Raw genomic sequence first — 21,272 nt, 5'->3', positions numbered from 1 at the left:
AGTGTTTCTTCGGCTTTCTTGAGTTTTGGTAAAAAGGCATTGAGTGCTGACTGACCAAGGCTTTTACCCGTTTCTTTGTAAGTCTCAATTGACTTATTTAGACCATAGTTCCACCACCATCTGGCACAGCCAAAGTGCCCAGACAGTATGGCTTGTTGCTCTAATGTGGGATAAAGTCGAACCTTGATGGCAGTATGCAGCATCTCATGACCTCCTTACTGTATTATACACATTCCAGTAAAACAGCGACATCGATAAAGATTTGGAGATTTCCGTACCTATAATCTCCCTGCCTTTCATCCCGCCGCTCGCACTGGGTACAGTTATAGCGGGGGACAACAGGAGCGAGGAGTTAAAGCATAAGGCAGTTGACGGCGGTTGGTTGGCCGACAGGTCGATCGCCCAGAAGCTGGTGGCGCCGTTAAAAATTGACAAAAAGCTAGAATAGCAACTAAGCAGCCTCAAATTACGTCTGCCTATTTAGTGACTTTTCGAGTTTTTCCTACAATTTTATCTAACTTCTGGCACGTATCACTCATGTTAAAAAATTTTTGGTTGACTTGCCGGCGTACTTGTGGCCGGGGGATTTATCTGTTTCTGTCCCTGATGGTGGCTGCAGGTATCTGGGTGGTTTCCCCGGAACCGACTCAAGCATTTTCTTTGCCTGAACTAATTTTTCGGGGCATTCAAGTTATTCAATTGTCGAATATGTCCGATCGCCAAGAGGTGACTATTGGCCGACAAATTAATCAGCAGTTAACCAGGAGCCAGTTTAAGATTGACCGCGATCGGGACACTACAGAATATATTAACCGTATCGGTCAACGACTCGCTCAAGAAAGCACTCGCCCCAATATTCCTTATACTTTTCAAGTGATTGACGACGACGCGATTAATGCTTTTGCAACTATGGGCGGTTTTGTTTATGTGAATAAAGGCTTGATGACAGCGGCGGACAATGAGGCAGAATTGGCAAGTGTGATCGCCCACGAAATCGCTCACATTAATGCTCGCCACGCGATTCAACAAATGCGTCAAATGGCCATCGCTTCAGGCGTAGCTTCCGCCACTGGGCTCGATCGATCTCAGGCGGTTCAGATTGGGGTGGAATTGGCTTTGCGCCGTCCCCACAGTCGCCAAGCTGAGTATGAAGCCGATCAGTTGGGATTGCAAACTATGGGGCGAGCGGGCTACGCTCAATCTGGGATGGTTGATTTTATGAAAAAGTTGCTCAACAAGCCTTCTCCTCCTAGCATTTTGAGCACTCACCCGGCAACTGGCGATCGTATTGCTGCTATTTCACAGGCTATAGATCCGGATCTTGCTAGCGGTGAAGGTTTGAATAATGAGGATTACAGGCTAGAAATCCGCAGGCTTTTAGGTTCGTAGTAATTCTAAATCTGTCAGGGGCTCTATTGTTTTCTCTTCTCTTTTCTTCTCTTTTCTTACTTCGCGCTCTTCGCGCCTTCGCGGTTCGTTAAAAAATAAATCCAGTTATATCATGTCCCATGGATTAACCATAATAGCCCGGTCGGGGCGGGTTTTTGAGATTGTCAATTATTGGCACGTATTGTTGGTGAACCCGCCCCTACAAAAATCGCGGTTCCTCCACCGGACATCATATTACTAGGGTACGTCAGAAGCAGGTTAATTTCGATTTAATTGATCGAACTTAAACTGACATACCCTAAAACTACAAATTGATTTAACACTGCTGTTGAACAATAGAATCGATCGCAGCTTGGGGGGGTGGAATCGGCTGCGGCTTCAATTGCCGGACAACTTCGTCAAAGGGCAAAATTCGGACTTGATTGTTAAATACATTTACTTGATAAACTCTGCGGTAGCTGAGGTCAAATCCTGTCAGCCAGCCGCTTTTGGGATGATAAGCACCCGTGTCAATATCCAACCACCCTTCGCCCCTGACTAATTCGCCCGGTCTGACGCCATGAAAGGTAAAGGTGATCGTGTGACCGGTGATAATTAATTTATTGGGAAAATAGGGTTTCGACATGGTGTGAAATTCCCTGCGAATCCAACACAGTTGTTCGATCGATTGTTCATCGATCGACAGATGGGGGTCAACGCCGGCGTGAACCAGCCAGATGTCCCCTAAGTCCAGGTGCGTGGGGAGCGATCGCAGCCACTCTAAGTGTTTATACGGCATCATCCCTGTATCTCTGTAGCTCGCTACTGTCGCATCGCCACCACTGTATAGCCAAGATTGCCACGCTCGCATATCCATCGGCGTTCCCGACAAAGCCTCCAGCATCAGTTGTTCGTGGTTGCCCAACAGAGTGTGGTAGGGGCTTTGCTGCACAAAATCTAATACCTGAGCGCTTTTGGGGCCACGATCGATTAAGTCTCCCAAAAAATAGACGCGATCGTCCAAGCCGGGGGCAAGTGCCTCTAGCAGGGTCATTAACCCGTCGTAATGCCCGTGTACGTCCCCGATAACAATGCGCCGATGCTCCATTGTGTTTATCCGCTTCCCTGACTCAAAAGCCCCATCTCTAGCTTATAGCATCTGATTTTGCTGTTATTTGCCTCCCCTCTTTTACGGTGGAGGGGTGTCACCCATTATAGTGCTTTTTATAAAGATTCTGTAAAGCTCACCAGTATCTGTTTGCTTAGCTACTGGTAGAAACACAGGCAAGCTGCTAATTCTGCTTCTGCAACTGCTGTTACTGAGGCAAAGCTTTGAGTTATTTCACGCTTTAGGGTGCATCAGCGATTAGCCGACGGATTAAGTCGAAAATAATCCTAGCTGACACACCGTAAAATACGATCGAGCCTTAACGATTGTCACTGAGTCAAAGCTTTGAGGAATGTCTGGAGTTCTGCCAAAAAACCTTTCTTTTTTAAGGGTTTGGCAGGTGCGGTGGAATCAGGATCGGCGCTTGGGAGAGAACCGGCTAAAATCCGCTCTAAATCGTCTCCGACAGGTTTTTGGGCGGTTTCAGAAATTAGTTTGTATTCGTCGTTTGTTTCCAGCCAGACTTGCCACGATTGGGGGTAGCAGCGGAATAAAGCAGCAGTGTCTAGGGGTCTGATATAGTAGCAGGATTCAATTTTGCTGAGGAATCGATCGCGCAATTGGCGGCCCGCATAGCCTATACCTATGGTGGCAACATCTTCCAGACGCGGGTTGAGTAGAATTACGGGGCGACCGGCCGCAGCTATATAAATTTTTTCGACTTGGGCAACTTCTACGGCTGCTGGATTGATCAAAATGAAAAGTTGATCTTCCGGTGATATTTTATCTTCAACAGGGGTGCGACTACTACCCAAATCAGTGACTTTAAACGGTGTTTCTCCCCAGTCGCGGCGCGCGAGGGCAGCAGCACCGGTGTCGGGAAAAAAGACTTTTACTCCGGGGTATATTTCCTCAAATTCTGGGAGAAATTGTAGGGTGATAGACTGTGCTTGCAGGGCGATTTCTGGAAATACTAATTCGACTTGCAGTAGAGTTTTGCCGTCCGAGAGGGCAGCGGCGGTGGCAATGCGGGATTGGGCGATCGCCTCGTTGAGATCCTTGGGCAGTTCTGTCATTAATTTAATTGTTTTTACTCGACTTCTCTCAATCTAATTTTACCTGAGATATTGCACCATTTTCAATTACCTGTTTAGGAACAGGCAAGATGCCAGGGTAAACGCATCTTAATTTCAACCTAAAACATGATAAGATGAAGTATTTAGCTAAATCAAGTGCGTAATTCATAGGTGCGATCGATGGCGAAAGGGTTTACTTCGACTTTAACTTCCCAACAAAAAACAATAGGTGTATCGAATCCGACAGACTTATTGAACGTTAGTTTTTTAAACCATTTTGAGACCTTGACCGATCCAAGAATAGAAAGAAGTAAAGAGCATTTACTAATAGATATTGTAGCCATTGCCATTCTAGCTGTCATCAGCGGTGCGGATGGATGGGTAGCAATAGAACTCTATGGAAAAGCTAAATATGAATGGCTAAAAGGTTTTCTAGAACTGCCGAATGGAATTCCTTCTCATGATACATTTAGTCGAGTATTTGCTCGAATTGAAACGAAGCAGTTTCAAGAGTGTTTTTTGAGTTGGGTAAATTCAATTACAAAAAAATTGGAGCTAGAAGTCATAGCCATTGATGGCAAAACAATGAAACAATCTTATGACCGGAATCACAGCCAAAAACCTTTACATATAGTCAGTGCATGGTCGTCGTCCCATCAATTAGTTTTAGGCCAAAAAAAAGTCAATAAGAAATCCAACGAAGTGACAGCGATTCCGGCTTTGTTAGAGCTGCTAGAAATTGAAAAAAGCATAATAACCATCGATGCTCTGGGATGTCAGAAAGAAATAGCAGCGCTCATAATTAAGAAGAAAGGAGATTATCTTTTAGCGCTAAAGGGAAATCAAAAACTTCTTCATACAGACGTAAAAAACTGGTTTGAATTAGCTCGAAAAGAAGAGTTTGCTGGCAGAGAGTATAGCTATTATCAACAAATAGAAGCCGGGCATCATCGAGTTGAAAAAAGACAAATTTGGACGGTGGCAGTCTCAGAGCTTCCATCTCTTCATAATCAATCATTATGGGCTGGATTAAAAACGGTTGTGATGATCGTAAGTGAAAGACGTTTGTGGAATAAAACAACCACAGAAGTTCGCTTTTATTTGAGTAGTTTAGCCAGTAATGCCGAGAAGATTTCTCAAGCAATTCGCAGTCATTGGGGTATTGAAAATAGCTTACATTGGACATTGGATGTTACTTTTTCTGAAGACAAAAGTCGTATTCGTAAAGATAATTCTCCTGAAAATTTTGCTCTTCTACGTCGTTTAGCTGTCAATTTACTGAAACAGGAAAAAGGATTTAAAGGAAGTTTAAAAATGAAGCGGTATTTGGCGGGAATGGATAATAATTATTTAGTTCAAATTTTAGACTCTGCCAGCTAACGCTCGAAAACTAAAACGGATTCCCGATCTAAATTGATTCAGCTTTGAGAATTCAGAAGTTCTTAAAGCTCGATTTTAACTGGGTTAATTGCATCAGATTTAAGAGTTTTAAGAATGGTTTTCTCAGAAAATAACTCATGCACAAATATGATTTTCTGTCAACTTAATTTAGATGCGTTTACCCTGGGCAAGATGCCTGTTCCACAATAAAAATCACTTTTTGTGGAAAGGGCATCGGGCTTTCCGTTTAGGAACAGGCAAGATGCCTGTTCCACAATAAAATACACTCTTTGTGGAACGGGCATCTTGCCCGTTCTTGAGCATGGTGCAAGATGTAAGTTTTACCGCCTCAAGCAACAAAAGCTAACACCGACACGGGCGAACCGGAACCTCCCAAAAGGCGCAATATTCCGATAACTAAAGTGATTTCAGCCGCAGGTAACAAGTCGAGATTTGCTAGATTTTCCAGCACTATTCGTTGTTTTTCCAATACCAATTTGTTAACCGCAAAACTTTCATCTCGCCCGGTATCTACTCCGTGAGTGTCGGTTCCAACTCCGGCGATCGAGCGTTCATCTAGCAAAAATTGAGTGGCTGCTTTGCCAAATCCGGGAAAGTGGCAAATTCCGCGCTCGTCTCGGTTAAAAAATGCTCGCTCGTCATCCCATTTTTCTTGCCAGCCAGTATACAATAAAACTAGATTTCCCGGTTCTATAAGTTTGTGCTGCCGTTCCCAAGTCAATATATCATCAATTGTTAAAGTGTAGTCGGGATTGGCAAGACTTTGCTCGCGGATGTCGATCGTAATTGCGGGGGAAACTAGCGACTGCGGGGAATAACTATCAATGCTGGCGCCTCCTCCATAAAAGCTGTTGGGTGCGTTGATGTGAGTGCCGCTGTGTTCTCCCATTGAGAATTTTCGCAGGAAATACCCGTCTGTTTCTATTTGAGATACTGGGGCAATTTCTGTCGCTGGATCTCCTGGCCAAATGGGAATATTTGGGTGAATTGCATGGGTTAAGTCTACAATTGTGCTATAGGCGATCGTTTTTAAGTTATGTGAGTTGAAGTTGTTTGTCATCAGGTAAAATAGATATATTATTTATTAAACACAGTTGATTTTTTTATTTTCTGCGCTCTAAATCTAAAATCTAAAATCTAAAATCTAAAATTCGCTTAGTCGATCGAGCGTTGCTTGCATCACATCCTTGGTTTGCCCGGAAACAGTATACACCAAAGCTTCTCGATAAACTCTCCCCGCCGGGTGTACCGCACCGTTAGCACCACCGCTAGAAACTGCAACCGCAGCGTGCCCGCAACGCACCGCTAAATCAATGGCTTGAGCTCGCAGCGCTAATTGTTCTGCTTTCGAGCTATGTTGAGATTGTTGGAAATTCTCTTTTAGCCGATCGAGCTTTTGCTCTAGTTTTTGGCAAGCCGCCGTTATAAAAGGTGAATTCTTAGCAGCCCCGGCGGCTGCAATTACATCCAATCCTGCTCGAATACAGCCAAAAGTAGCCGGAACAAAATTCAGTATATTTTTGCTGTCGTTTTCCGAAATCCAGCCGACAGGTTTAATTGAAATTATTTCCGATTCATGCAGCAACCAATTATCGAGAGTGGCTGTCACAGTATTAGTCGAGTTCATGGCGATTAATTGCATGATTTCGCTACAAGCTATTTTACCATATTCGCCTTCAATATTGGCAAAAGGCACTAAACCGAAAACAGCGCGTTCGTCAGGAAGTACCGCCGCTACAATAAACTTTTGAAACAAGCGAAAACCTGTTACCCAAGGAACTTTTCCTGACAGTAAATAGCCCGCTTTTGTGGGAGTTGCGGTGACAGCCGGATTGCCCGATCGCCTTAAATGCGAAAACCCAATACCCAAGCGTAACTCTTTTTGGGCGATCGCGGGCAAGTATCTGCTTTTTAGCATTTCATTGTCGCTGTTGGCAAGCATCGCAGTGGCGCTGTGGTGCTGAGTTTGCAGGAAAGACAAAGCGCCGGAATATCGAGCCGTCAATTCTTGATATTGGTAAAAAATCTCCGGTGCAATTTCAGCGCCGCCCCATTTTTGGGGAATTCGCAACGCTAAGAGCGATCGATCTTCCAATTCCGCCACTGCCGTTTTTAGCGCTTCCGAGTCGCTGTCGATAATTTCCGCGTGGGGTGAAACGCACTTTTGCAGGTAACTTTCTGTGCTGTTGAGAATATCTTGAAAATTCATTTTTTATAATTATTTTATAGCAGAGGTAGGGATGGCAGTGCCGTGTCGCTACTTATTTCCTCACATTGTGTACCCTTCTCAATAACAGGCAAGATGCCTGTTCCACAAACAGTAAATTTTTTGTGGGACGGGCATCTTTCCCGTTCATAAAAGGCTTACTGATAATACCCAAAACTAATTTATTTCCACACTTTCCAAGGAGCCTTGCCTTCATCCCAAAGTTCGTTTAAATACTTGTATTCTCGATAAGTATCCATCGCAAAGAAGAAGCCATCATGACGGTAAGCCATCAACTGTCCGTCTGCAGCTAAACGCTGCATCGGATCCTGTTCTAAAATACAATCATCTCCCCCCAAATACTCAAATACCCGGCGGTTAAATATCATATATCCAACACTAATCCAGCCGTCGATTTGAGGTTTCTCAGTAAATTGTACTACGCGGCTATCGCTGTCTACATCCAAAATTCCAAAGCGAGAAATCGGACGAAATGTGGTGACAGTTGCCAGCTTACCATGAGATTTGTGGAAATCGACTAAAGCCTCAATATTGACATCAGCTACTCCGTCGCCGTATGTCACCATGAAATTCTCGCGATCGATATATTTTTCGATCCGTTTTACCCGGCCTCCTGTCATGCTTGCCGCGCCAGTTTCAGCTAGTGTCACCTGAAAATCTTGTTCCAGATGTTCCTCGTGATAAGTGATGGTATGTTGGCGTCCCAGACAGATAGTAAAGTCATTGTTCATGGCTTCATAATTGAGGAAATATTCTTTAATCATGTTGCCGCGATAGCCCAAGCACACAATAAAGTTTTGGAAACCGTAGTGTGCATAGATTTTCATGATGTGCCAAATAATTGGATGCCCCCCTACCTCAACTAAGGGTTTGGGACGAAATTCTGTTTCTTCTCTGAGACGAGTACCGAGACCGCCGGCTAGGATAACTACTTGCATTTTTTCAATTTTTTAAAGATGATAAATTAATTTATCATCAATCATCAGTGATTGAGTCAAATAATTATTAACTTTTTGTCATACTGAGTGAAGCTTTGTAAACCACAGAAATCACGAACTATTATAAATAATTGCAGGGCGCGCGCGACCGCACCGTGTATTTGAATGCTGCGCGCAATTTCTAACTAACAGTAAGGTGGGTACTGCGGACAGTATATTTGAATACAGCGCAATTTCTAAGTTACTAAGAGTCGATTAAGAAATAGACAAAAGAGCAGCAAATACCTATACTAAATATAAGAAAGAGATTCAACAGAAATGAAAAATCAACTCGATCGACTAAAAAAGTTTTTAGGTATCCTCTGTGCGATCGCCTCCATAATTATATTATTCCAATCGGCTATACCTGGTGTTTACGCCACGGTTGTTGCACCGGAAGGCTCAACGATACCACAAACCACCATAGCTTTTGTACCCAACATACCGGGCGGGGGATTAGAATTTCACGAATCAGCAGGAGGACACACTTTAGAGAGACACGTTGGTAAAACAGAAGCACAACTAGCACAGCGACTCGCAAGCGAAACGAGAATTTCTGCTGCATCTTCTTTTATCGATCGTTCCGTCGCCGAAGCGGCTATTGCAGAAGCAATGAACAGAAATCAAAGTGCGATCGACTCCTGGGTGAAAAGTCGAGGTAATCGTTATATGATCGACTACAATGCCAACAGAATAATTGGCATTACTCTGCGTCGCCGCGCATCCAAAGCAACTTCAACATCTCGCCTGAGAATCGTCCTCCAGCGCAGCGCCAAATTACCTCCCGGATACTTTATTCTCACAGCCTATCCCCAATGATAAATCAATTTCCTCATTTAACCCAATTTTTCAGTTCCTACTTTCACCAAGACTGGCCGTTAGAAGCTGACACTCCCAGCGATGTAGTGAACAACTACCGCAGCAGCGAACCGCCCGCAAGTGTTGAAGCTGCATCGCAAGAGCTCAGCAAACTGCTCGAAATGCCGATCGCCCCCGCCGATTTAGAAGCATTTATCCTCGATGAATTAGGGTGTAACTACGATCCACAATCCGAAAATCAAACAGTCAGAGAATGGTTGCAATCGGTGCAAAAATCTTTGAATAATCCTAGCTAAACTTTATATATTTGTAAGGACGCGGCAGTGCCCTGTCCCACAATTTGTCTATATATTTGTAAGGACACGGCAGTGCCCAATGCGTGTCAAATTAAGCTTTTCGTCCGCTAGTCCTCGCGCCTACCCGCCAGTCCGCCAGGGAATGAATTCCCTGTCTAATAGTCAAAGTCCTCTAAAAGAGGACTGAATAATTCATTAGTCCTCTTTTAGAGGACTTCAGCTTTGAGGCAGGGGTTTCAACCCCTGTCGGACTATCGGTTTAACGTTAAGTTGACACGACGAAAGGCAGTGCCGTGTCCCTACAATTTGTTCACAATCTAATAGGATTGCTAGCTCACTTGCTAACCGTCAATAAGTAGCCTTCGTGGACGTTGAAATTAGGGATAACATAAGCCAAGCTGCCGCTACCAACCGAAAAACTTTCTTCTTTAACTGTGACAAGCTGTGGCACGGCTCCTTCTTGATTGTTGGGAATCTTTTCTAATTTTAGAGTGATTTTCTGACCTCTTTGAATACCTAGCTGCTCCAAATTGCCGATGGTTAATGTTACCGTTGTTGCTGAGGAAAAATTGGGGTCGAAATAACCTAAAAGTATCTGTGCTTTACCTTCAGGATTGGACTTGCTGGCTAAAGCGACAAGGCGATTGTTATTTGACCAACTCCGCACCCGCGAATTAACTCCGTCAGCATAAGCTTTGTAAGCCCACCAAGCTGCTCTTGGCTCAAAAGTATTAGGCGTGACCATCCCACTCAGCGTATTGTTAAAGCAATTGCTAACTTTATTTGGCCCTTTAGTATCCCAACAAGCTCTGCAAGCACCGTCAGCTTTTGCATACTCTAAGTTATACAAATAACCTAAGATTTCCCCCGGCTGGTACTGCGCTAAGTTGCCGACAATTTCGTTGACGTAAATTTTTTGCAATTTCAGTTCCTTGTAAGAGGGACTTTGCTGAAAATTGCGTTTAGCCTCAATTACGTGATCGTCAACAAATAAGATCATCGTGTCGTTAAGTTCGTGCCACGAGAGGAAATTAACTTCAAGTTTGTTAGCCTTGCAGTAATCCAAAAAAGCGGCGAGATATTCTTTGCTGTAGCGGCCGAGGCTGGGCCCGCCAATCATTGCTGACGGCCCCAATTCTTCCCGCAAAATTTTGTAAGCTCTTTTGTAAGTTTCAAAGAATTGTTCTCTGCTTCCGTTCCAAAATGGATCTTTCCAATCTGGCTCATTCCATACATCCCAAATAATTTTTTTGCCTTTATTTTGCTGGGCTAATTGCCGCACGAATGCTTCCCACGCGGGGTAGTTTTGATAGGGCCAGCCATTGGGATTGCTACCGTAGCCCCACAAGTCGCTGACTACTAACTGAAACTCGGCTCCGCTGGCGATTACTCGATCGTAAATATCGAGTCTCCCCGCCCGCCAAAGTTTGGGCTGCAAGGGTTTGATCGAGCTATCCGGCGGTTTTGCGGTGTCAATTCCGTGCAGGATGCCGCTCATGGAAATTGTACCGGTGGCTGGCTGTCCAAAATCTACTGTGACGTTCGATCGCAGTTGGGCGATCGCTCTTGGCTGTCCCAAATAGGCTATTAACAAAACAGTGACAATAGCTAAACAAATTGGCAGCAGTTTATTAATCCGTGGGAACTTGAATGTAAATTGCATATCTTTTCTTTGGTTGATGTTTTGTGGAATGGGCCGGAGAGCCCGTTCCTAAGAATACTGCAATAGCTCAGTTTTAACGAACGGATGACAACACTTCAAAACCCTGTATTGATTCTATCACTTCTTGCCACGACCGGGAGTTGATTAGCTCGTTGGTATCGAAATTAACTCCTTTTTCCACAGCAAAAATACCAAAATTTTTCACCCAATCAAAGATAGTTTCTGTGGTAAAATAAGGCGTGCAGGCCCAAGCCGATTGCAACTTACTAGCCATCTCGGACATATCTCCCCGATCGTAAGCCTCCCAAGCTTTCCACACTAAATAATAGTATTTCAGCAAGCTATCCACTTGCTGTACCTGCTTTTTGAGTTTCGGACTAATAGAGAAACTGTCGCTCTCATCGTCGCTTACAAATGCCTGTTCAATTATTTCTCCATATTCCCGAAGCATCCGTTCTTCTTTGAATAGTTCTTGGGCTCGCGCTTTGCACGCTTGTCCTGCAAGTCTGCGCGATTCGGGATTTTCCGCCCATATTTCCACAGTTTCTACCAACTCTTTTACTGTTCCTTCTGGGTCGATTGTAGGATCGGGGAGCAACTTTCCCGTATCTCCCAATTCTTCAGGAATCCCGCTGACTGCTGTGGCAATTACGGGCAATCCTTTCGCCATTGCTTCCATAATTGCTAGCGGCATTCCTTCTGCTTGGGAAGATAAAATAAAGATGTCGCTGGCGTCGAGCCAATCGGCAATATCCCAGCGCTGTCCTAAGAATTTAACCTGTTCTTCTACTCCCAATTTGCTCACAGTTGCTCTTAGTTCAGGTTCCAGATTGTCGTGAGTAGTAGACCCCGGCCCGGCCCACACAAAGTAAATTTGGGGCCAAATTGGACGATTTTTCAATTGGGCGATCGCCTGCAATTGATACTGATATCCTTTAATTGGAGTCAATCTCGCCGCCGTAAAACAAACGACAGCATTTTCAGGGATTCCTTGTTCTTGACGCAGGCGTTGGCGAGTGGAAAGATTCGGTGACTCAAAATAACTATTTGGTCTGCCATAATAGATTACTTTTCCCCGTTCTAGACGCGCTTTAAATAGACTTTGGAACAAGTTTAAATTCTCGTGGGAAACTGCTACTGCTGCTTTGGCTACAATGTACTGGTAGGCAACTGCATCGAAATAGGGGATTTGATCGCCGCGATCGAAGGTTTCATAATTGCGATTGATATAACCCAGACTGATGATGTACGGTATATTTTGCTCGATCGCAACTTGTTTAGCTGCAAAGTTAGCCATCGGCCAGCCGTCACTAAATATAATTAAATCCGGTCTAGCTTGGGCGTAAATCTTTTGAGCATCATCCAAATTGTAAGCTATTCGCAAAAACTCTTTCATCGTGTCGAACTCTAGCCAAATATGTTCGATACCTAGCTGTTTTTGTTCGGTAATTAAAGGATTAGAAGCTTGACTTTGAACGCTGGTTACTCGGTAGCCATCCGCCGCTAATTTACACATCAGCGAGTGGTTGAACTGAGCCAATCCGCCGACTCCTGAGTCTTCTGTGTACAGGAGTACGTGCTGTCTTGGCTGCCGAGAAGTTGAACTGGGATCGGGTTTAAACTGATAAGAATTGTTAGCTGCGATCGCCACTATGTCTTGCCATTCCTGTAAATTGGTTAAGGCATAGGCATCAAAGTTGTAGCCGTACTGTTCCGAAACCCCCTTAAAAGTTTCCAGCCAATTAAAAACAGTTTCAGTGCCTGTCAAACGAGTGTAATACAAAGATTTTTCCAGACTTTCGACCATTTCTGGCAAATATCCGTTGCAGTACATCCGTGATGCTATCCATACGAAAGACTTGTAACGTTCCGCGGGCTTTAAGTCGTGAATGTGCTGAGGTAAATCTGGCCGTGCGAAAAAATTATCCATCAAAATTTCCATATTTTTCATTAATTTGGAGCCGTTGGACATCAGATTGTCGTCATGCTGACGATAGCAGGTTAATATCTCTTTTAACCAAACTGACTTGCAGCCTTTTAAACCTAAACGTAGCACAAAATCTAAATCTTCGGTTGGCGGCAAGCGATGATCGAAACCCCCCAAGCGTTCCCACCACTCTCGCCGCAGCATCATGGCGCTGGGGCGCACTGATTTGTAGAAAACAAAGGCTTCTAAATCTAATTTTGGTTCTTCTTCCCAAGGCGTGACTCCATAGATGCCGTCGTCGTTTTTTCCAACGATAACCCAACCTGTTTGCACCATATCTAATGTGGGGTCAGCGTCAAAGCAAGCTACTTGTTTTTCTAGTTTTTCTGGCAAGAAGAAGTCGTCAGCATCTAGAAAAGCTAAAAATTCCCCTTGTGCTAACTTACAAGCATGATTTCGAGCAATTGCTGCTCCTTGGTTATCTTGATAGATGTATTGAATTAAATCGAGGTAAGGTGCTAAAAATTGGCGAGTGTTGTCAGTTGAGCCGTCATCTACGACGATAATTTCCCAGTTTTCATAACTCTGACTGAGAACGCTCTCTACGGCTTTGAGAATGTAGCGCTCGCAGTTATAAGTCGGGATAATGACACTCACGCGTACTTTTTTGGGAGTGATGACACTAGCTATTAACTGTTTCCATTCTGGTAATTCTCCGAGAGCAATGGCATCGATTTTGCAGCCGTAGGTCTTAGCAATTCCGGTGATGCGCTTTACCCAATCTGCTATAGTTGCTATCAGGGAGTACGGGGTATAATCCAAAGAATTTTGCAAATACTCAGTCATTTCTGCCGGATAGCCGCTGTAGTAAAGTTGCCACGCCATCCATGTCATAGCCTCATAAAAAGCCAGCTTTTCTAATTGGCGGATGTCCTCTGGTAAGTCGGCTCTACTGAAGAAATTTTGCTTTAATTTAATACAAAGGTTTGCCTGTTTTATCGCTCTCTGGATGGACACATTTTGCCCGTGCTGGCGGTAGCATACTGTCACTTGAGGCAACCAAACAGCTTCGCACCCAGATAGTGATAAACGCACAATTAAGTCGGCATCATCTACTGAATCATACTGAGAATCAAAGCCACCGACTCGTTCCAGCCACGCCCGCGAAAACATCATGGCGCTGGGAAGTAGGGGCATATAAACAATCCAGGTTTTTAAGTCGAGCTGAGGAAAGTATTCCCAGGGTTTTATATCGCAAATACTTTCGCCTTGCTCTTTAACAATTCGCCAGCCACTATTAACAATTCCTAGTGATGGCTGAGCGTCAAATAACGCAACTTGCCCAGCCAACTTATCGGACAAGAAAAAATCATCTTGATCTAAAAAAGCAATTAATTCACCTCGGCATTCCTGAATTCCTCGGTTGCGGGCGGCAGCTACTCCTTGGTTTTCCTGATAAACATAGCGAATTTTTTCAACATAAGGCTGCAATGCTTGGCGGGTTTCGTCGGTTGAGCCGTCGTCTACGACGATAATTTCCCAGTTTTTATACGTTTGGCTGATGACGCTTTCTACCGCTTGCGCGATGTAGCGATATCCATTATATGCTGGAATAATTACACTTACTCGCGGTGTCGGATTTGCTATTGACATGAATTTTATCGGTGATAAGGAAGGGTTCGGCAACGGATTCTGAAACGGATGTAAGGGAGGTCAGGCAGAAGGGAGAAGGAAGAAGGAAGAAGGAAGAAGCAATTATACTGCTGACAGCAATCCAACTTTGAAAGGTAAATCTGGTATTTTAACGTCCATAAAATACAGATTCAATACCTTGTAACTTCTCGACTAATTGTTGCCATTCTGCTGAATTGATTAGAGAATATGTATCTAAATTATGCCCTTTCGCTGACGAAAAATTGCCAAAATATTCTACCCAGTTTAATAACGTTTCTGTAGTCAAAAAAGGTGTGTAATTCAAAGATTTTTGAAGCAAATTCTGCATTCCGCGTAGATCTTCTTGACAGTAAGCCTGCCAAGCATTCCACACTAAAGAGCTGTAGTACACCCGGTTTTCTATCTTCGCCATTGACCTCTGCACCTTGTTTTTAGTAACAAATGGATCTGTTTGACGAGCATCGCAAAGTAAAGCTTTTTCGATCGCCTCCATCGACTCTGCCAACATCCGTTCCTCTTTAAACACTTTCTCGGCCCGCTGCTTGCAAGCTTGACCGATTTGATGTCGCAATTCTGGATTCATCGCCCAAGCTTCTACAGTTTCCGCCAATTCCCTCGCGGTTCCCTCTGGATCGGTATTCGGATCGGGCAACAATTTCCCAGTATCGCCAAGCCCTTCAGGAATGCCGCCCACAGCCGTTGCAACTATCGGCAATCCCTTAGCCATCGCTTCCATAACTGCAAGAGAAGGCGCTGCATCTGCCACAGAAGTCAAAATGAATATGTCGCTAGCATCCAGCCAATCGAGTATATCCCAGCGCTGTCCGATCGCCTTCACGCGATCGCTCACGCCTAACTCTTTAATAGTTTCCCTCAATTCTATTTCTACATTATCAGCGCTTCCCTCACCCGTTCCTGCCCACACAAAATACAGTTTAGACCACACAGGAGACTGCTGCAACTGCTTGATTGCTTCAATCTGATATTGATGCCCTTTAATCGATGCCAATCGAGCAGATGTGAAACAGACAATCGCATCTTCAGGAATTCCTATTTCTTGCCGCAGGCGTTGACGAGCTGCAGCATTAGGATGTGCAAAATATTTAGAAGAACGCCCCAAGTAAATCACTTGTCCTCGCTCTTTTGGCAACTTGAAATGTTGGCACAATAAATTCAAATGTTCGTAAGCGCCAACAATCAAGGCTCTAGCTTGCAGGCAGTGGTAGAGCACTCCTTCTACATAAGGCACTACATCTCCGCAGGCAAAAGTGGCGTGTTCTGGCATAACTAACCCAATCACCATCATGTATGGTATTCCCATTTGCATCACTACCTGTTTAGCTGCAAAATTGGAAAATGGCCAACCATCGCTAAAAATAATCATATCCGGTTGATTGCTAGCAAAAAGCTCTCGTGCATCCTGAGTATTTCTTAACACCCGCTGTAAATCTTTATGCCCGCTAAAATCCAGCCACAAGTGTTCTATACCTAACTCTCGTTCTCGCTCAAGCAAGGGGCTAGAATGTTTGGTTTGCACGCAGGTGACTCGATAGCCTAACAAGGCTAACTTACAGAGAATGGCATGATTGTACTGCGCTAATCCTCCCACGCCCGGATCGTCCGTGTTGTAGAGTAGAATGTGGGCTTGCGCTTTTGAAGGTGTGGGAATAGAACTCTGTTGAGATTGGGGTGGATTAGTCATCACCATCTGAATTGTTTCTTGCCATTGGGCTAACTTACTCAGCGAATAAGCGTCAAAATTTTCACCATATTCTTCAGAAGCCATCTGAAAACTTTCCAGCCAATTCAAGACTGTTTGTGTGGGCGAAAAAGGTGTATATTGCAATGACTCTTCTAAACACTGTGCCATCTCTGCTAGATGGCCGTCGCGATACATCCGCCATGCCAGCCACTTTAAGCATTGATAGCGTTCTTGGTTTTTTAACTGCCGGATTGACTGGGGCAAATCGGGTCGAGCGAAGAATTTTTTCATCACAATTTCTATATTCTTCATTACGCGAAAACCGATTGACATGAGATTAGAATTGTGCTGGCGATAACAGGTAAGTGTTTCTTCTAACCAAACTGCTTTGCACCCTTTTAAAGCTAAACGCAAGGCAAAGTCTAAATCTTCTGCTAGTGGCAACTGAGAATCGAAACCGGCCAATTTTTCCCACCAGTTTCGGCGCAGCATCATCGCACTGGGTCGCACGCATTTATATAGAATAAAGCTTTCTAAATTTAATTTAGACGCTTGTTGCCAAGGCTTGACAGCAGAAATCTCTCGCCCGGTTTCATCGACGATTACCCAACCTGTTTGCACCATATCTAAGGTGGGGTTAGCGTCAAAGCAAGCTAGTTGTTTCTCTAGCTTGGATGGTAGGAAATAGTCATCGGCATCGAGAAAGGCTAAAAACTCGCCTTGCGCTAGTTGGCAAGCAATATTTCTGGCTGCTGCTACTCCTTGATTTTCCTGGTATATGTAGCGAATTCTGTCACAATAAGGCTGCAATACTTGCTGCGTGCTATCTGTCGAACCGTCATCTACAACTATAATCTCCAAATTAGTAAAAGTTTGACCTAGGGCGCTTTCCACGGCTTGTACGATGTAGCGAGATCCATTATATACAGGTATAATTACGCTTACTTGCGGTGTTTGAGTAGCTGTTGACATTATTTAGCTCGCTGTTAACCTATGATTATCTAGTTTATATTAATTTGGCGGATTTTCATCATTATTCTGTGTTCGGTTGATCTACTTACACAAACTTGAATTTTGGCAAAGTGTAGCATATAATTTTACATGGAATGACAACTCAAAAGGAAAATAAAAAATGAATTCAGAAACAGTGCAAGTGAATTTCCAGCAGCAGGCAGAAATTTATTTGGCTACAGGGAACTTCGATCGGGCGATCGCACTTTGCCAACAAATTTTGGCATCTGAACCCAATTCAGCAGAGACTTGCAAGACCTTGGGAAAGGCGCTGCAAGCTCAGGGTAAACTAGAAGACGCAAGGTATTGGTATAAAGTTGCGATCGCCCTGCAACCCGATTTTGCCGAAGCTTTTGCTAACCTAGGCACTCTCTGTGCTACTTGGGAACAGTGGCAAGAGGCGATCGCCTGTTACCAAAAAGCCATCTCCCTGCAACCAAACTTTGCAGGATTTTACCGTAATTTGAGCCGGATATTTACCCAAGTCGGTCAAGCTGAAGAAGCAGCAGATTGTTGGTATCAAGCACTCATGGTGGAACCGATAGAGATAGCAGAAGAATATCTCGATTTAGGTAATACTTTGTTGGCGCAAAACAAGCCAGAAAAAGCGCTGACTTGTTACCACCGCACGATTTATTTAAACCCCAGCTTTTGCGAAGCTTACTGCCAATTAGCAGAAGCTGCTAGCGAGCTAAAGCAGTGGGACGAAGCTATTGTTAACTACCGCAAAGCTATTCAACTCCAGCCGGAGATTTCTGATTTTCATTACAAATTAGGCAATGTTTTGCAAGCTAAGGAACTCTGGCGCGAAGCGGAGGCAGCCTACCGAAAAAGTATTGATTTAAATCCCAATTCTTTTTTCTCATACTACAACTTAGGCAGCGTGCTGCTCAAGTTAGAAAAATGGCAAGAAGCTGCGATCGCCTACCGCACGGCGGTGGAAATTAACCCGGATTATTCTTGGTCTTACTACAGCATCGGTGCAGCTTGCGATCGATTAGAAGAATGGTCGGAATCCGCCGCAGCTTACCAGCGCGCTACTGAATTAGATCCGAATTTTTTTGCAGCTTTTCACCAGTTAGGAGATGCTCTTGTTAAACTAGAAAAATTGTCGGAAGCTGAGGCTGCATACGAACAGGCGATCGCACTAAATGCGGATTTATTTTGGTCTCATTATAACTTAGCTTTGACTTTAGTTAAACTTCAAAAGTTTGAAGCCGCAACACTCGCTTATCGGCGGGCGATCGCACTCAATCCAGAATTCTCTTGGACTTACCACAATTTAGGAGCAGCGCTGTTAAAAACCCAACAGTGGAAAGCCGCAGCTACCGCTTACCAACGTGCTATTGAACTTAATCCCACTATTTCTTGGTCTTATTACAATTTAGGCGATGCTTTGAGTGGAAGTCACGCATGGAACGATGCTGTTGCTGCCTACCTTTGTGCGCTTCAAATCGAGCCGTCCCTCCCGAAAATTTACATAAAATTAGGTGAGGCTCTAACTAAAAGAACTCCGGTAGATTCAGATGTAGCAACTAGCTACTATCACCACCAAATGGAGCCGCTGCACGCTCCTGAATTTTACTGCGAAATCGCCCAAAAGTTTGCTGAGAGCGATCGGCTTAACGAAGCCATAATGTTGTACTTGATGGCATTAGAAATTAGACCCAAAGATCCAGAAATATCCCAAAAATTAGAGGATATTTTAGAAAAACAGCGTCAAACAGGGGAATCTACTCTATTATTAGAGTTAGAGGCTAAGGATATTCGCGATCGCTACATTGCCAGAGTAGTCAAAGGCAAGACTTTTGCAGAAGTCGGCGGCTTGTGGGGAACTGTCAGCGAAAAAGTATCTGTAGCTAGCAAATACGGTGCAGTTTCTCTGACAATGATTGATGCCATGCCGGCATCCCTCCAGTGGTGGCAAGATTTTAGCGATCGCATGACAAGTTTAAATATTGCTAATTATCACTGTATCAATCAAGATATCACTCAGATTCAGCTTGCAGACATTGGCGAGCCTTACGATGTAGTTCACTGTGCAGGAGTTTTGTACCATCACCCCCATCCGTTGCAGATTTTAGTTGCTTTGCGTCAGATAACTCGCGAGCATTTAGTTTTCACTTCAGCTATTACCCAAGAAGTGATAGAAAATGAGTTGGGACGCTATCAAATTCCCGCTTCTGGAGTAATGTTTATTCCCGCTTTGGACGACGCCGAACGAGCTATTTTAACAGCTTATTGGCGGACATACATCAACAACAACGCACTTATAGGGATAACTGAAAAAGCCGTTTTTGACATAAACAATTTTGCGGCGTGCTGGTGGCTACCTACAGCTACTGCTTTAGAAGCTATGTGCAAAGTCGCGGGATTTAAAGTGTTAGACAAAGGATTGACTTGGGGCAATAATGCTCTGACTCTGCTGCTGGGGATTTGAGGGTTTGTAAACGAATAATAACAGGGCTTGCTTGTGTACAAACGGCTAAACACCCGGTTTATGAGCTGATTTCTCGTTTTTTTTCTCATATTCCTACTAGAAGCCGGGTGTTTTTCGTAAGTAACTCCTAAATAAAATAGATAGCTGCAAACATCTTTTGTGAAGAAAACAGGAACTGGGAAATAATCAATGAATAATCACCAACCAGGGACGCCGTTAGGAAACATTTTAGTAGTAGACGATACAGCAGAAAACCTGCGTCTGTTGTCTACGATGTTGACTCAGAGGGGGTACACCCCCCGCTGCGTAATTAACGGAAAAATGGCTTTGAGAGCCTGCAATTCTAATCCACCAGATTTGATTTTGCTCGATATAATGATGCCGGAAATGAACGGCTACGAAGTTTGTCAGCACTTGAAATTAGAACCTAAAACTCGCGAAATCCCGGTAATTTTTATCAGCGCTAAAGATGAAGTGTTCGACAAAGTAAACGCATTTGCTGTGGGAGCAGTTGACTATATCAGCAAGCCATTTCAGTTTGAAGAAGTGCTCGCCCGCATCGAAAGTCACCTCAGCCTGCGGAATTTACAAAAGCAGCTAAAAGAACAAAATATGCTGCTGCAAGAAGAAATTACGAGCCGCTTAGCAGTGGAAAAAACTCTTCAGGAGAAAAACCAAATTTTGCAACAAGAAATCAGCACCCGTCGCGCCGTTGAAAAAGCTCTGCAAGAGCAAAATTTGGTACTCCAGCAAGAGATATCCCACCGCCAGCGCGCCGAATCGGCTCTATTAAAATCTAACCAAGAATTGGCGCGTTCAAATGCGGAACTAGAACAATTTGCTTATGTGGCTTCTCATGACTTGCAAGCGCCTTTAGCAACCATTGCTAGTTACTCTCAACTTTTAGAAAAACGCTACAAAGACCAACTCGACAGCCAAGGTAGTAAGTTTATCGGCAATATCGTTCAGGGCTGCACCAGAATGCAAACTTTAATTGACGATTTACTCGAATATTCCCGCGTTGGCAGGAGTCGGAAACCTTTTCAACTGACAGATTGCAATCATGCAGTCGAGCAAGCACTCGCGAACCTGCAAGGGGCGATCCGCGAGACTAAAGCCGTTGTCACCTACAGCGAATTACCCGCGGTAATGGGGGATATTTCTCAACTCGTACAACTATTTCAAAATTTAGTCAGCAATGCGATTAAATATCGCCACGATGCAACGCCTGTGGTTCATATTACCGCTTGCAAACAGGAGGAAAACTGGTTAATTTCTGTCTCAGATAATGGAATTGGGATTGCTCCACAGCATCAAACACGTATCTTTCAAATTTTTCAGCGCTTGCATACTCAAAGAGAATATTCTGGGACTGGTATTGGTTTAGCAATTTGTCAAAAAATTGTGGAACTTCACGGCGGATCTATCTGGGTGGAATCGGAACCGGAGCAAGGTTCAATTTTTTACTTTACTCTCGCTTAATTGAGGCATAATTTCGGCAAAATGGTATCGGCTCAATAAGTAGGGGTAGCAGTTAATCTAGTTGCAATAGACTTGCCCAAGGGATAAAGAGAAGATTTTTC

Annotated in this window: 16 protein-coding genes; 7 read left to right on the top strand and 9 right to left on the bottom strand. The window is 44.0% G+C overall.

Going from position 1 to position 21,272, the window contains the following annotated elements:
• Positions 1 to 203, bottom strand: a 203-nt coding sequence (locus QUB26_RS27525; RefSeq protein ID WP_333320545.1) for a helix-turn-helix domain-containing protein, incomplete at its 3' end; no start/stop codon positions are given.
• 59 nt (positions 204 to 262) lie between these two features.
• Here QUB26_RS27525 and QUB26_RS27520 point away from each other — a divergent pair.
• Both QUB26_RS27520 and QUB26_RS27515 read left to right on the top strand, forming a co-directional pair.
• A complete protein-coding gene (locus QUB26_RS27520; RefSeq protein WP_333245263.1) occupies positions 263 to 448 on the top strand; it encodes a hypothetical protein in 186 nt (61 codons plus the stop codon).
• Positions 449 to 537: 89 nt separating this feature from the next.
• Positions 538 to 1,389 (top strand): M48 family metallopeptidase, encoded by an 852-nt coding sequence (locus QUB26_RS27515; protein ID WP_333245266.1) that lies wholly within the window; start codon positions 538 to 540, stop codon positions 1,387 to 1,389.
• A gap of 316 nt (positions 1,390 to 1,705) precedes the next feature.
• Here the strand turns inward: QUB26_RS27515 and QUB26_RS27510 are convergent, their stop codons facing one another.
• Positions 1,706 to 2,476 carry a metallophosphoesterase family protein gene (locus QUB26_RS27510; protein ID WP_333245269.1) on the bottom strand — a complete coding sequence of 257 codons (771 nt, stop codon included), beginning with the start codon at positions 2,474 to 2,476 and terminating at the stop codon, positions 1,706 to 1,708.
• A 329-nt stretch (positions 2,477 to 2,805) separates the two neighbouring features.
• The gene (locus QUB26_RS27505; protein ID WP_333245272.1) at positions 2,806 to 3,552 is read right to left on the bottom strand and encodes a DUF1995 family protein; all 747 of its coding nucleotides are present in this window, start codon (positions 3,550 to 3,552) and stop codon (positions 2,806 to 2,808) included.
• Positions 3,553 to 3,732: 180 nt separating this feature from the next.
• On the opposite strand from QUB26_RS27505, the gene QUB26_RS27500 reads away from it, so the two are divergent.
• Positions 3,733 to 4,932: an ISAs1 family transposase gene (locus QUB26_RS27500; protein WP_333320543.1), complete on the top strand. Its 1,200-nt coding sequence runs from the start codon at positions 3,733 to 3,735 to the stop codon at positions 4,930 to 4,932.
• Positions 4,933 to 5,281: 349 nt separating this feature from the next.
• Here the strand turns inward: QUB26_RS27500 and QUB26_RS27495 are convergent, their stop codons facing one another.
• The 3 genes from QUB26_RS27495 to rfbF form a co-directional block, all read right to left on the bottom strand.
• On the bottom strand, positions 5,282 to 6,013 hold the full coding sequence (locus QUB26_RS27495) for a cyclase family protein (RefSeq protein WP_333320541.1): 732 nt from the start codon (positions 6,011 to 6,013) through the stop codon (positions 5,282 to 5,284).
• Between the two features lie 84 nt (positions 6,014 to 6,097).
• A complete protein-coding gene (locus tag QUB26_RS27490; protein ID WP_333320539.1) occupies positions 6,098 to 7,162 on the bottom strand; it encodes an acyl-CoA dehydrogenase family protein in 1,065 nt (354 codons plus the stop codon).
• A gap of 179 nt (positions 7,163 to 7,341) precedes the next feature.
• Positions 7,342 to 8,118: a glucose-1-phosphate cytidylyltransferase gene (gene rfbF, locus QUB26_RS27485; protein ID WP_333320537.1), complete on the bottom strand. Its 777-nt coding sequence runs from the start codon at positions 8,116 to 8,118 to the stop codon at positions 7,342 to 7,344.
• A gap of 318 nt (positions 8,119 to 8,436) precedes the next feature.
• On the opposite strand from rfbF, the gene QUB26_RS27480 reads away from it, so the two are divergent.
• Both QUB26_RS27480 and QUB26_RS27475 read left to right on the top strand, forming a co-directional pair.
• Complete coding sequence (locus QUB26_RS27480; protein WP_333320535.1) at positions 8,437 to 8,976, top strand: RNase A-like domain-containing protein; 540 nt, start codon at positions 8,437 to 8,439, stop codon at positions 8,974 to 8,976.
• Positions 8,973 to 9,272, top strand: coding sequence for a contact-dependent growth inhibition system immunity protein (locus QUB26_RS27475; RefSeq protein WP_333245287.1), 300 nt, complete (start codon positions 8,973 to 8,975; stop codon positions 9,270 to 9,272). Before QUB26_RS27480 ends, QUB26_RS27475 begins: the two co-directional genes overlap by 4 nt.
• A gap of 334 nt (positions 9,273 to 9,606) precedes the next feature.
• On the opposite strand, the gene QUB26_RS27470 is transcribed toward QUB26_RS27475, so the two are convergent.
• The 3 genes from QUB26_RS27470 to QUB26_RS27460 all read right to left on the bottom strand — a co-directional run bounded on the left by QUB26_RS27470 (position 9,607) and on the right by QUB26_RS27460 (position 17,210).
• Complete coding sequence (locus tag QUB26_RS27470; protein WP_333320533.1) at positions 9,607 to 10,935, bottom strand: GH39 family glycosyl hydrolase; 1,329 nt, start codon at positions 10,933 to 10,935, stop codon at positions 9,607 to 9,609.
• Positions 10,936 to 11,008: 73 nt separating this feature from the next.
• The gene (locus QUB26_RS27465) at positions 11,009 to 14,515 is read right to left on the bottom strand and encodes a glycosyltransferase (RefSeq protein ID WP_333320531.1); all 3,507 of its coding nucleotides are present in this window, start codon (positions 14,513 to 14,515) and stop codon (positions 11,009 to 11,011) included.
• A 148-nt stretch (positions 14,516 to 14,663) separates the two neighbouring features.
• The gene (locus QUB26_RS27460) at positions 14,664 to 17,210 is read right to left on the bottom strand and encodes a glycosyltransferase (RefSeq protein WP_333320529.1); all 2,547 of its coding nucleotides are present in this window, start codon (positions 17,208 to 17,210) and stop codon (positions 14,664 to 14,666) included.
• Between the two features lie 160 nt (positions 17,211 to 17,370).
• Between QUB26_RS27460 and QUB26_RS27455 the strand changes: the two genes are divergently transcribed.
• Positions 17,371 to 19,689, top strand: a complete 2,319-nt coding sequence (locus QUB26_RS27455; protein WP_333320527.1) for a tetratricopeptide repeat protein — start codon at positions 17,371 to 17,373, stop codon at positions 19,687 to 19,689.
• Between the two features lie 189 nt (positions 19,690 to 19,878).
• Positions 19,879 to 21,171 (top strand): ATP-binding protein, encoded by a 1,293-nt coding sequence (locus QUB26_RS27450; RefSeq protein ID WP_333320525.1) that lies wholly within the window; start codon positions 19,879 to 19,881, stop codon positions 21,169 to 21,171.
• Positions 21,172 to 21,272 lie beyond the last annotated feature (101 nt).

This window comes from Microcoleus sp. B4-C1 (genome assembly GCF_036705285.1).
GTDB lineage: Bacteria > Cyanobacteriota > Cyanobacteriia > Cyanobacteriales > Microcoleaceae > Microcoleus.
The sequence above is the reverse complement of the archived record's forward strand: the minus strand, read 5'-3'. Positions and strand labels throughout refer to the sequence as shown.

Coding starts and splice junctions, on each gene's coding strand:
- QUB26_RS27515 (WP_333245266.1), top strand. CDS start 538: ATGTTAAAAAATTTTTGGTTGACTTGCCGGCGTACTTGTGGCCGGGGG.
- QUB26_RS27510 (WP_333245269.1), bottom strand. CDS start 2,476: ATGGAGCATCGGCGCATTGTTATCGGGGACGTACACGGGCATTACGAC.
- QUB26_RS27505 (WP_333245272.1), bottom strand. CDS start 3,552: ATGACAGAACTGCCCAAGGATCTCAACGAGGCGATCGCCCAATCCCGC.
- QUB26_RS27500 (WP_333320543.1), top strand. CDS start 3,733: ATGGCGAAAGGGTTTACTTCGACTTTAACTTCCCAACAAAAAACAATA.
- QUB26_RS27495 (WP_333320541.1), bottom strand. CDS start 6,013: ATGACAAACAACTTCAACTCACATAACTTAAAAACGATCGCCTATAGC.
- QUB26_RS27490 (WP_333320539.1), bottom strand. CDS start 7,162: ATGAATTTTCAAGATATTCTCAACAGCACAGAAAGTTACCTGCAAAAG.
- rfbF (WP_333320537.1), bottom strand. CDS start 8,118: ATGCAAGTAGTTATCCTAGCCGGCGGTCTCGGTACTCGTCTCAGAGAA.
- QUB26_RS27480 (WP_333320535.1), top strand. CDS start 8,437: ATGAAAAATCAACTCGATCGACTAAAAAAGTTTTTAGGTATCCTCTGT.
- QUB26_RS27475 (WP_333245287.1), top strand. CDS start 8,973: ATGATAAATCAATTTCCTCATTTAACCCAATTTTTCAGTTCCTACTTT.
- QUB26_RS27470 (WP_333320533.1), bottom strand. CDS start 10,935: ATGCAATTTACATTCAAGTTCCCACGGATTAATAAACTGCTGCCAATT.
- QUB26_RS27465 (WP_333320531.1), bottom strand. CDS start 14,515: ATGTCAATAGCAAATCCGACACCGCGAGTAAGTGTAATTATTCCAGCA.
- QUB26_RS27460 (WP_333320529.1), bottom strand. CDS start 17,210: ATGTCAACAGCTACTCAAACACCGCAAGTAAGCGTAATTATACCTGTA.
- QUB26_RS27455 (WP_333320527.1), top strand. CDS start 17,371: ATGAATTCAGAAACAGTGCAAGTGAATTTCCAGCAGCAGGCAGAAATT.
- QUB26_RS27450 (WP_333320525.1), top strand. CDS start 19,879: ATGAATAATCACCAACCAGGGACGCCGTTAGGAAACATTTTAGTAGTA.